The organism is Flavobacterium channae (genome assembly GCF_021172165.1).
GTDB classification, from domain to species: Bacteria; Bacteroidota; Bacteroidia; order Flavobacteriales; family Flavobacteriaceae; genus Flavobacterium; species Flavobacterium channae.
In genome coordinates this window covers 1,574,240-1,585,670 of the sequence record NZ_CP089096.1, presented here as the reverse complement: position 1 = coordinate 1,585,670, position 11,431 = coordinate 1,574,240, and the positions used below count along the sequence as shown (strand labels likewise).

Genomic DNA, 11,431 nt, shown 5'->3' with positions numbered 1-11,431 from the left:
AAAATCTTACAATTTTGTTCAACAAAAAATCCGCCAAAAAGCGGATTCTCTTATGTTAATCGTTTTAATTTATTTTTATCTAAAAGTTTGATTTTCTTTCCAATCAACTCAATATATTCTGATTTATTTAATTCGGAAAGTAATCTAATACAACTTTCAGTTGCGGTGCCAATCATTCCAGCTAGTTCCTCTCTCGATAATTGAATGTGCAAGGTGCCATCTTCGTTTTTACCAAAAGTATCTTCTAAGTAAATTAAAGTTTCAGCTAATCGTTGGCGTACGGTTTTCTGTGCCATATTGACCATGTGATCGTCGGCTCCTTTTAAATCATCGCAAATAGTGCGCATCACATTCATTGAAAACTGATTGTTCTGAGTAAAGAATTGCATAACTTCGCTACGGGGAATAAAACATACTTCCATATCTTCTAAAGCAACAGCACTTAAATTTGCAGGTTCGTCGCTAATCATCGAACGTTGGCCTAATAATTCGCCTGGTTTTACCAATTTTACAATTTGGTCTTTTCCGTTATCACTTAGTTTTGACAATTTACAAACGCCATCTTTGATGCAGTAAATACCATTAGTTACTTCTCCTTCTTCAAAGATAGGTTCCCCTTTTTTAATAGTGTACGAAGTTTTGCATTCGGCCATGCGAAGTAATTCATCTTTATTTAAGGCTTTTAATGAACTAAATTGCCTCACAATACACTGTTCGCATTTACTCATAATAAGATTTTGTTTAATTTGTTTACAAAATTACAAAATTGTATGACAAATATCATATTTTGATTTATATTTATAAAAGAACTTTGTCACAGGTAAAATGAGCAAATTATATGGACACAGAAAATTGTTTCCATTGTGGTAATGAAATTATAAAAAAAGACGAGATTGTATTTGACGAAAAGAAGTTTTGTTGCAATGGTTGTAAAACCGTATACGAAATTTTTAGTCAAAACGACCTAACGTGTTATTATGATTTTCAGGCAGCACCCGGCGCCACTCCACAAGACATTCAGGGCAAATATGACTTTTTAGACAATGAAGAAATTGTTACTAAATTATTGGAATTCCAAGAGCGTACAACACACATTGTTTCACTCTACATTCCTCATATACACTGTAGTTCGTGTATTTGGATTCTGGAAAATCTACAAAAGCTACAACCAGGAATAAACGCTTCGCAAGTTAATTTTGGCGAAAAGAAAGTCCGAATTACGTTTAATCCCGAACAAACTTCTTTAAAAGATATCGTCTATTTATTGAGTTCGATAGGTTACGAACCTTATATTTCATTAGAAAATTTTGATGAAGGCAAGAAAAAAATCGACCGAACTTTAATCTATAAAATAGGAGTAGCGTTTTTCTGTTTTGGAAATATCATGCTGCTTTCGTTTCCCGAATATTTTGAAGTAGAAGAATATTGGATTGACCAATACCGCGGATTTTTCCGTTGGTTGATTTTCGGATTATCGCTTCCTACGTTTATTTATTCGGCTTCTGGATATTACGTTTCCGCTTGGAAAAGTATGAAATCAGGCTTGTTGAATATTGATATTCCAATTGCTTTAGGAATTGTGGTGATGTTCGTAAGAAGTACGGTCGATATTGTTTTTGATTACGGACAAGGATTCTTCGATAGTATGGCTGGGTTGATTTTCTTTATGTTATTAGGAAAGTTATTTCAGAAGAAAACTTACGATTTCCTTTCATTTGAACGCGATTACAAATCGTATTTTCCAATTGCAATTACGAAGGTTTTACCAAATGGAGAAGAAGAATCGGTTCAAGTATATGATATTCAAAAAGGAGACAGATTATTAATTCGAAATCAAGAGTTAATTCCAGTAGATGGGATTTTAATTTCCGAAAAAGCATCTATCGATTATAGTTTCGTAACAGGTGAAGCTGTTCCAATTGAGAAAAAATCAGGCGATAAAGTCTTCGCTGGCGGAAAACAAATGGGAAAAGTCATCGAAATGGAAGTGCTATTTTCGGTTTCCCAAAGTTACTTAACGCAATTATGGAGTAACGATGTCTTCCAAAAACGCGTAGAACAACAACACAAAAACATAACGGATAGAATTAGTCGCTATTTTACGCCAGCTTTATTAGCATTGGCAATAGTTTCCTTTATTTATTGGATTTTCATCGATGTTCAAACCGCTTTTAATGTTTTCACTGCGATTCTGATTGTGGCTTGTCCTTGTGCTTTGGCATTAACGGCTCCGTTTACTTTAGGAAATGTGTTGCGAATTCTAGGCAAACGAAAATTATATTTGAAGAATGCTTTAGTTGTAGAACAATTAGCCAAAGTAGATACGATTGTTTTCGACAAAACAGGAACGATTACAACCAATAAAAAAACAGCTATTACTTACGAAGGAACCGAATTAAATGCTACTGAATTAAAATTATTGAAGAACGTTTTACGTGGTTCGAATCATCCACTAAGTAGAAGATTATATGATTTCATTCCAAATCAAGAAAAAGTAGAAACTTCAAGCTTTGAAGAAACTATTGGAAAAGGAATTTTCGCAGAAATCGATGGAAATACGGTAAAATTAGGCTCGTCACAATTCCTTAAAACCATGACCGAAAACACGCATAAGAAAACCAAAGTGCATGTGGAAATCAATGGCGTTTATAAAGGAAGTTACGTATTCAATAATCAATACAGAAAAGGATTAGAAGAATTGTTTGCTGATTTGGCTAAACATTACAATTTAGTCGTCTTATCTGGTGATAATGATGGTGAAAAGAGAATTTTAGAGAAAATGTTACCAGCAAAAACTACTTTAGTTTTCAACCAAAAACCCGAGCAAAAACTACAATACATTGAACAATTGCAAAAAGAAGGTAAAAATGTGATGATGGTCGGTGATGGATTAAACGATGCTGGTGCTTTGGCACAGAGTAATTTGGGACTATCCATTTCAGAAAACGTAAATGTGTTCTCTCCCGCGTGTGATGGGATTTTAGATGCATCTCAGTTTGATAAAATTGCATTTTTCATGCGTTACTCTAAGAATGCAATGAAAACAATTTATATGAGTTTTGGACTTTCTTTATTATATAATGTTGTAGGACTAAGTTATGCTGTTACAGGTGAACTTGATCCAATTGTAGCAGCTATCATCATGCCGCTCAGCACAATAACAATTGTAAGCTTTGTTACAATTCTTACAAATTTGTATGCAGGTAAGAAATAAATTGATTAAATTTAAGAAAATTTTAATACATGATAAAAGTCATGTTTTATAAAAACGAGTGGAAGTAACTTTGTTAACACAATTTAAGGTATGAGTGTCATTTATTTATTAATCTCAATTAGTATAGTAGTTGCTATAGTCTTTTTAGGTGCTTTTATTAAAGCAGTTAAAAGTGGCCAATATGATGATGACTATACGCCATCAGTCAGAATGTTATTTGATGATGAAATAGTGAAAAAAGAAAATCCTAACAAATTAATACAAACAGAAAAACAAAAATCAATCTAAATTTATGGAGAAGCAACAATTTTATTACGACAACAAAATTGTAAGGAATTTCATCTACGCTAGTATCGTTTTCGGGGTAGTGGGGATGTTAGTAGGGCTTATTTTAGCTTTCCTATTTTTGTTTCCAAACTTAACAAGCGGCATATCGTTTTTAAGTTTTGGACGCTTAAGACCGTTACACACCAATGCGGTAATTTTTGCCTTTGTTGGTAACGCAATGTTTGCGGGTATTTATTACTCAATGCAACGTTTATTAAAAGCAAGAATGTTTAGCGACCTTTTGAGTAAAATTCACTTTTGGGGATGGCAGTTAATTATTGTAGCTGCAGCAATTTCTTTACCATTAGGTTATTCTACTTCAAAAGAATATGCAGAATTAGAATGGCCAATTGATATTGCAATTGCTCTTATTTGGGTGGTTTTTGGTATCAATATGATTGGAACCATTATTAAAAGAAGAGAACGTCATATTTATGTAGCTATTTGGTTTTACATCGCTACGTTTGTAACGGTTGCAGTACTACATATTTTTAATAGTTTAGAATTACCAGTTTCAGCAATGAAATCGTATTCGGTTTATGCTGGTGTTCAAGATGCTTTGGTACAATGGTGGTATGGTCATAATGCAGTAGCATTTTTCTTAACTACACCATTCTTAGGTATGATGTATTATTTTGTACCAAAAGTAGCAAACCGTCCTGTTTACTCATACAGATTATCTATTATTCACTTTTGGTCGTTAATCTTCATTTATATTTGGGCTGGACCTCACCACTTATTATATACTGCTTTACCTGATTGGGCTCAAAACTTAGGAGTTGTTTTCTCTGTAATGTTGATTGCGCCATCTTGGGGAGGTATGATTAATGGATTGTTAACATTAAGAGGGGTTTGGGATAAAGTACGTACTGATGCAGTATTGAAATTCTTCGTAGTAGCTATTACAGGTTATGGTATGGCAACTTTTGAAGGTCCAATGTTATCATTAAAAAACGTTAACGCTATTGCTCACTTTACGGATTGGATTATTGCTCACGTACACGTTGGAGCTTTAGCTTGGAATGGTTTCTTATCATTTGGTATGATCTATTGGTTAATCCCAAGAATGACAAAAACGAAATTATTCTCTGAAAAATTAGCAAATTTCCATTTCTGGATAGGTACTTTAGGTATTGTTTTATATTCTTTACCTTTATATGTAGCTGGTTTTACACAAGCTTCTATGTGGAAACAATTTAAACCTGATGGTGGCGCATTACAATATGGAAACTTCTTAGAAACAGTTACTGAGATTATGCCAATGTATTGGATGCGTGCAGTAGGAGGTACTTTATATTTAACTGGAGTTATCGTATTAGTTTACAATATTATCAGAACAGTTAAGCAAGGTTCACCAGTAGAAAACGAATTAGTAGAAGCTCCAGCTTTAGCTGTAATTTCTCCAAACCGTTTAAAAGGTGAAAAATTACACTCTTGGTTAGAAAGAAAACCAGTTCAATTCATGTTATTGACTACAGTTGCTATTTTAATTGGAGGTTTAATCCAAATTTTACCAACGATTTTAGTAAAATCAAATATTCCAACAATAGCAGCAGTTAAACCTTACACACCACTTGAATTAGAAGGTAGAGATTTATACATCCGTGAAGGTTGTGTGGGATGTCACTCTCAAATGGTTCGTCCGTTCCGTTCAGAAGTTGAGCGTTATGGAGACTATTCTAAAGCAGGAGAATTTGTATACGATCATCCATTCTTATGGGGTTCTAAACGTACAGGTCCAGATTTAGCTCGCGAAGGTGTTAAAGGAAAACCATTTAATGGAGGTAGAGATGATGTATGGCATTTTAACCACATGTACGATCCACAAGGATTAAATGAGAAATCAATTATGCCAAGATACCAATGGTTAATCAAAAATGAATTAGACAAATCGACTATTCAAGATAAGATGAGAACTATGGTAACATTAGGTGTACCTTATACAGAAGCTGAAATTAACAATGCTCTTAAAAATATGGACGAGCAAGCAACTAAAATTCAAACTAATTTATTAGCTAATCCAGAAATTAATAAATCATTTGGAAAAGAAACTGCATCGCCATTAAAAGACAGAGAAATTGTAGCACTTATTGCTTATTTACAACGATTAGGTACTGACACTCAAGTTAAAAAATAATAATTATGCTGAAGTTTATAAAACATAATTTAGAAACCATAACGGGAGTAGAAATTTATCCGATTATTTCGTTAACGATTTTCTTTACTGCGTTCGTATTGTTCACTCTTTGGGCATTTACTTATAGCAAAGAAAAGATTAAAGAAATTAGTGAAATGCCTTTAAACGACGAATAAACAAAAATCTATAATTATACTGAAGCTGAAACAACCATGAGGCTTTTATTAATGGTTGTTCAGATTCAAATAACACAAAAATTTCAACATATGAAAAAATTAATTCCATCATACGTAAGAGTTCCATTACTGTTTGCAATTGTTTTTGCAGCTTTGGAATATTTTATCGATTCGGGAGATAGGCCAGCCTTCATCAAGTTTCCAATGGTTGCTTTGTTTTTAGGAGTGTTCTTATTTTTACTAATTGCAATTGAAATCGTTGTTGATGCTGTTGATAAAGTAACGTATCACATTTTAACAGATGAACAAAAGAAACAATTAGAAGAAGCACAGTCGGTTTCTTTCACAGAAAGCAAATGGTACCAAAACTTGGTTAGCAAACTTACACGTTCAAAAGAAATTGAAAGTGAAAATGATATTATGCTAGAGCATGATTACGATGGTATCAAAGAGTTAGACAATGTTTTGCCACCATGGTGGGTGTATTTGTTCTACGGTACAATTGTTTTTGCATTGGTTTATATGGTTCGTTTCCATGTGATGAATGAATACGACCAAGAACAAGAATTTAAAAATGAAGTTGAATTAGCTGAATTAGAAAAGTCTAAAATGCCTAAAAGCGCAGAAGATGAGGTAAGCTATGAAACAGTTGTTGCTGTTACTGATGCTACTAAATTGGCAAAAGGGAAAGAAATCTTTACAAATGCATGTGCTGCATGTCACAAAGCAGATGGTGGAGGTTTAGTTGGACCAAACTTAACTGACGAGTATTGGATTAATGGTGGAGGTATTAAAAATATTTTCAAATTAATATCTGAAGGAAGTAAAAATAACCCTTCAATGGTAGCTTGGAATAAAAACTTGTCTTCATCTGATATTCAAAATATTGCGAGTTATATTTTAACATTACAAGGTAGTAAACCTGCTGGAGCAAAAGCTGCTGAAGGAGAAATTTGGAAAGAGACACCTGAAACTAAACCTTCTACGGAGTCTATGTCTGTAATAGAGACGAAAATAGATTCTGTTGTTACCGAATTACCAGTAAAAAAATAATGCAAGTATATAAAAGGGTTTTGGAAACAACCGAAACCCTTTTTAAACTAAAAACTTAATTATCATGTCAAATTTACCAGACGAAAGTTTTAGAGATACAATTGCGACCATTAATGCAGAAGGGAAAAGGAATTTTATACATCCTAAAAAACCTTCAGGACCTTTCTATGAAAAGAGAAAATTATTAAGCTATTTTCTATTACTGTTTTTAATTGCATCTCCATTTGTGAAAGTGAATGGAAACCAGTTCTTAATGTTCAATGTTTTAGAAAGACGCTTTAGTATTTTCGGATTTGCATTTTGGCCACAAGACTTTCATTTGTTCGTTATTTCAATGATAATTGGAGTAGTAGGGTTGACTTTATTTACGGTTGCTTTTGGTCGTATTTTTTGTGGTTGGTTTTGTCCGCAAACTATTTTTATGGAAATGGTTTTTAGACGAATTGAATATTGGATTGATGGAGATAGAGGAGCACAATTACGTTTGTCAAAACAGGAGTGGAATGCTGAAAAAATAAGAAAAAGAGTTACCAAGTGGACTATCTTTTTTATTTTTTCATTCTTCATTGCGAATGTTTTCTTGGCTTATTTAATTAGTAGCGACGAATTAATCAAAATGATTACCGAAGGTCCATTCTCAAACCTAAGTACATTAATTGCTCTATTAATATTTACTGGAGTTTTTTACTTTGTATTTGCCTGGTTTAGAGAGCAAGTTTGTATTATAGCTTGTCCATACGGTAGAATGCAAGGTGTATTATTAGACAATAAATCAATCAATGTTGCTTACGATCACGTAAGAGGAGAAGGTGCAAACGGAAGAAAGAAATGGCGTAATGGTGAAGACAGAACTGCATTAGGTCACGGTGATTGTATCGATTGTAATCAATGTGTGGTAGTTTGTCCTACAGGAATCGATATTAGAAACGGAACGCAATTAGAGTGTATCAATTGTACTGCTTGTATTGATGAATGTGACGTTATTATGGAAAAAGTAGGATTACCGAAAGGTTTAATTCGATATGCAAGTGAAGATGAGATAGTTAAAAAAGAGAAATTCAAGTTAACTACTCGTATGAAAGGTTACATTGGTGTACTAACACTTTTAGTAGCTATTTTAATTGGAATGCTGTTTTTACGAAACGATGTTGAAGCTAACTTTTTACCAATGTCGGGTCAATTGTTCCAACACAACGGCGATAATATTAGAAATTTTTACACCTACAAAGTAGTCAATAAAACTGATGAAGCTTTTGATAATGTTACGATTAAGATTGTAAATTATAAAGGTGAAATAAAATTAATTGGAAGTCCAGTTATAAAAGTACCAAAACAAGGTTTAGCGAGTGGAACAATTTATATTGATATTCCTGAAAGTTCTCTAAAAGAAGAAAAAGTACATTTAAAATTGGAATTATATAACGGAGATAAGTTGATTGAAGAAACAGCAACAAATTTCCAAGGACCAAGAAACTTTAATTAAAAAAGTATAATTATGAAATCGCCACTAAAATAAGTTTGCTTAAGCAAACACCAATAATTAAAAAGGCGATAACATATGTTACCAACAATGAATAAAATTTAAACATATGAAATTTAATTGGGGAACAGGAATAGTCATAGCTTTTGCATTATTTATGGCATTTATATTGTCGTATGTTTTTAAAGTGCAATCTAATGACAAATACGATCATGAATTAGTTGTTGAAGATTATTATAAACAAGAGGCAACTGTTCAAGGTGATATTGAAAAACAAGAAAATGCAAATGCATTAACAAATAAAGTTGTAATTGAAAGCACTGCTGAAGGACTTAAAATTCAGTTTCCTTCAGATTTTGATTTTGCAAAAATAAATGGAAAAGTGTCCTTATATAGACCGTCAAGTCAGAAATTAGATTTTGAAATTCCGATTTCACTTTCTAGTCCACATTTGCTCATACCTAAAAGTAATTTGCCTGGCGGTCTTTGGGACATTTCTATAGATTGGAATTATGATGGAGTTAATTATTTAAACAAAGATTCATTTAGAATTGAATAGTCCAATTTTGAAATTTGAATTTGATATTTATTATTGATGTTATATTCTGCTTTTATATTTGGGTTAATCAGTAGTTTTCACTGCATCGGAATGTGCGGTCCTATTGCTATGATGTTACCTTTAGATAGAAATAATGAAGCCAAAAAAGCATCACAGATTTTAACTTATCACATTGGTAAATTAACTGCTTACGGATCATTAGGTTTAATTTTTGGTTTACTAGGTAGAAGTTTTTACTTAGCAGGAATGCAACAGCAATTGTCTATTATTGTTGGTGTATTGATGATACTGATTGCAATTATTCCAGAGAAAATATTCGCAAAATATAACTTTTCAAAACCAGTCTATAGGCTAATTACTAAAGTAAAATCGAGTTTAGGCCAACAGTTTAAAAACAGAAGTTATAAATCGCTTTATACGATAGGTTTATTAAATGGTTTTTTACCATGCGGAATGGTTTATGTAGCCCTTTTTGGAGCTATAGCCATGCAAAATATTAGTTTAGGAGTTACTTATATGTTGCTTTTTGGGATTGGAACAATTCCAATGATGGTAGCAGTAAGTTATGCTTCAAATTTAATTACTTTTTCATTCAGAGGAGCGCTTCAAAAAGTAATTCCGTATGTTGCAGTAATTATAGGAATGTTGTTCATAATAAGAGGTTTAGGATTGGATATCCCATATTTATCACCAAGTAATATGAGTTTATTTGTACAATCCGAAGCCAATTGTCACTAATGTTTTTTTAGTTAATAGGTAAGAAGGGTGCTGAGGTTAGCTTTTCAGCACTCTTTTTTATTTATCAGCGTTGTTAAACGATTTTTGTAGTAACAAAGACAATCCAATAGTTAATAAAGCTCCAATAAAGTTCAACCATAAATACCCAACAACATCCAAATAAAAGATGTAGAAGATGGTTAACTGACTTAAACAAGCTCCAATGAAAACGGCTTTTCCTTTTACGTAGTTGATATAAAATCCAATTAAGAAAATTCCTAAAACAGTTCCATAAAATATAGAACCTATAATGTTTACCAATTGAATTAAGTTTTCAAAAAGCGAACTAATACACGCAAATCCTATAGCTACAATTCCCCAAAAAACAGTAAAATATTGAGTAGCATGAACATAATGTTTATCTGATTTTGAATTTACATTACGTTTATAAATGTCAATAGCAGAAGTTGCTGCTAATGAATTTAAACCAGAAGCACTTGATGACATAGCAGCACTAAAAATAACGGCTAAAAGCAAGCCTAAAAGTCCTTTTGGAAGGTAATTTAGAATGAAATACAAAAACACATAATCTTTGTCATTGGTTTCTGTTTTTCCATCTACTTTTTTAATCACATCTTTAGCGTCTTCTCTTAAATCTTTTTCTTTAAGCGAAAGGGCAACCATTTGTTTCTTTAGAATTGGATTGTCGTATTCGTTATGCTTAAGTTGTTCAATGTAAATTTGATTGACAATTTTTTTATCTGTGTTTAAAACAGCTAATTTTTGTTCTAAATTTTCATATTCTGTTTTATGTTCTGATGCTTTTACTTTCTGAACATTGGTAGGATTAAAATGCAATGGAGCATCGTTAAATTGAAAGAAAACAAAAACCAAAACTCCAGTCAATAAGATGAAAAATTGCATAGGAACTTTTAAAATACCGTTCATTATCAATCCCATTTGACTTTCTTTAATTGACTTTCCAGATAAATAACGTCCTACTTGTGATTGATCGGTTCCAAAGTAAGAAAGCATCAAAAAGAAACCTCCGGTAATTCCACTCCAAAAAGTATATCTCGTTTCAGGATTATATGAAAAATCCAAGATATCCATTTTTCCATTGGCACCAGCAATATGCAATACATTAGAAAAATCAACATCTTCTGGTAAATTGGTAAGGATATAAAAGAAAATCACAAACATTCCCAGCATGATTACAAACATCTGTTGCTTCTGAGTAATATTTACTGCTTTTGTTCCTCCAGTAACCGTATAAATGATTACTAATATTCCAATGATAACATTTAAGAAGGTTAGGTTCCAACCCAAAAGCGCTGATAAAATAATAGAAGGCGCATAAATCGTTATTCCGGTTCCAAGTCCTCTTTGTACCAAGAATAATATTGCAGCTAATGTTCTGGTTTGGATATTGAATCGTTGTTCTAGATATTCATAAGCTGTAAATACTTTTAATCGGTGGTAAATAGGAATAAAAGTATAGGCAATAACAATCATGGCTAATGGTAATCCAAAATAGAATTGAACAAATCCCATTCCGTCATGATAAGCCTGACCTGGTGTTGATAGAAATGTAATAGCACTTGCTTGAGTAGCCATAACGGAAATTCCAACGGTGAACCAAGGTGTTTGATTATTATCTAAAAGATAATCTTCTACGTTAGCGCTTCCTTTTGTTTTAATTACACCATAAATTACAATAAAAAACAGTGTTGTAGATAATACAATCCAATCTAAAATTTCCATATTA

At 32.4% G+C, this 11,431-nt stretch carries 10 protein-coding genes; 8 read left to right on the top strand and 2 right to left on the bottom strand.

The window, feature by feature from the left end:
- Window positions 1-50: 50 nt before the first annotated feature.
- Complete coding sequence (locus LOS89_RS07295; RefSeq protein WP_231834631.1) at window positions 51-728, bottom strand: Crp/Fnr family transcriptional regulator; 678 nt, start codon at window positions 726-728, stop codon at window positions 51-53.
- A 110-nt stretch (window positions 729-838) separates the two neighbouring features.
- On the opposite strand from LOS89_RS07295, the gene LOS89_RS07290 reads away from it, so the two are divergent.
- The 8 genes from LOS89_RS07290 (at window position 839) to LOS89_RS07255 (ending at window position 9,684) form a co-directional block, all read left to right on the top strand.
- The gene (locus LOS89_RS07290; RefSeq protein ID WP_231834630.1) at window positions 839-3,214 is read left to right on the top strand and encodes a heavy metal translocating P-type ATPase; all 2,376 of its coding nucleotides are present in this window, start codon (window positions 839-841) and stop codon (window positions 3,212-3,214) included.
- Between the two features lie 90 nt (window positions 3,215-3,304).
- On the top strand, window positions 3,305-3,502 hold the full coding sequence (gene ccoS / locus LOS89_RS07285) for a cbb3-type cytochrome oxidase assembly protein CcoS (protein ID WP_231834629.1): 198 nt from the start codon (window positions 3,305-3,307) through the stop codon (window positions 3,500-3,502).
- Window positions 3,503-3,506: 4 nt separating this feature from the next.
- Window positions 3,507-5,678, top strand: coding sequence for a cytochrome-c oxidase, cbb3-type subunit I (ccoN, locus tag LOS89_RS07280; protein ID WP_231834628.1), 2,172 nt, complete (start codon window positions 3,507-3,509; stop codon window positions 5,676-5,678).
- Between the two features lie 5 nt (window positions 5,679-5,683).
- Complete coding sequence (locus LOS89_RS07275) at window positions 5,684-5,854, top strand: CcoQ/FixQ family Cbb3-type cytochrome c oxidase assembly chaperone (RefSeq protein WP_231834627.1); 171 nt, start codon at window positions 5,684-5,686, stop codon at window positions 5,852-5,854.
- Between the two features lie 90 nt (window positions 5,855-5,944).
- Window positions 5,945-6,907, top strand: a complete 963-nt coding sequence (locus tag LOS89_RS07270) for a cbb3-type cytochrome c oxidase N-terminal domain-containing protein (protein WP_231834626.1) — start codon at window positions 5,945-5,947, stop codon at window positions 6,905-6,907.
- Between the two features lie 64 nt (window positions 6,908-6,971).
- Window positions 6,972-8,390, top strand: coding sequence for a cytochrome c oxidase accessory protein CcoG (ccoG, locus tag LOS89_RS07265; RefSeq protein ID WP_231834625.1), 1,419 nt, complete (start codon window positions 6,972-6,974; stop codon window positions 8,388-8,390).
- 106 nt (window positions 8,391-8,496) lie between these two features.
- Window positions 8,497-8,946: a FixH family protein gene (locus LOS89_RS07260; RefSeq protein WP_231834624.1), complete on the top strand. Its 450-nt coding sequence runs from the start codon at window positions 8,497-8,499 to the stop codon at window positions 8,944-8,946.
- A 36-nt stretch (window positions 8,947-8,982) separates the two neighbouring features.
- Window positions 8,983-9,684 (top strand): sulfite exporter TauE/SafE family protein, encoded by a 702-nt coding sequence (locus LOS89_RS07255; RefSeq protein WP_231834623.1) that lies wholly within the window; start codon window positions 8,983-8,985, stop codon window positions 9,682-9,684.
- Window positions 9,685-9,741: 57 nt separating this feature from the next.
- Here LOS89_RS07255 and LOS89_RS07250 read toward each other — a convergent pair whose 3' ends face one another.
- Window positions 9,742-11,427, bottom strand: coding sequence for a sodium:solute symporter family protein (locus LOS89_RS07250; protein ID WP_231834622.1), 1,686 nt, complete (start codon window positions 11,425-11,427; stop codon window positions 9,742-9,744).
- Between the last annotated feature and the right edge of the window lie 4 nt (window positions 11,428-11,431).

Bases quoted from the DNA above. Each gene is read 5' to 3' on its own strand.
- ccoS (WP_231834629.1), top strand. From the start codon at position 3,305: ATGAGTGTCATTTATTTATTAATCTCAATTAGTATAGTAGTTGCTATA.
- LOS89_RS07295 (WP_231834631.1), bottom strand. From the start codon at position 728: ATGAGTAAATGCGAACAGTGTATTGTGAGGCAATTTAGTTCATTAAAA.
- ccoN (WP_231834628.1), top strand. From the start codon at position 3,507: ATGGAGAAGCAACAATTTTATTACGACAACAAAATTGTAAGGAATTTC.
- LOS89_RS07275 (WP_231834627.1), top strand. From the start codon at position 5,684: ATGCTGAAGTTTATAAAACATAATTTAGAAACCATAACGGGAGTAGAA.
- ccoG (WP_231834625.1), top strand. From the start codon at position 6,972: ATGTCAAATTTACCAGACGAAAGTTTTAGAGATACAATTGCGACCATT.
- LOS89_RS07260 (WP_231834624.1), top strand. From the start codon at position 8,497: ATGAAATTTAATTGGGGAACAGGAATAGTCATAGCTTTTGCATTATTT.
- LOS89_RS07255 (WP_231834623.1), top strand. From the start codon at position 8,983: ATGTTATATTCTGCTTTTATATTTGGGTTAATCAGTAGTTTTCACTGC.
- LOS89_RS07290 (WP_231834630.1), top strand. From the start codon at position 839: ATGGACACAGAAAATTGTTTCCATTGTGGTAATGAAATTATAAAAAAA.
- LOS89_RS07250 (WP_231834622.1), bottom strand. From the start codon at position 11,427: ATGGAAATTTTAGATTGGATTGTATTATCTACAACACTGTTTTTTATT.
- LOS89_RS07270 (WP_231834626.1), top strand. From the start codon at position 5,945: ATGAAAAAATTAATTCCATCATACGTAAGAGTTCCATTACTGTTTGCA.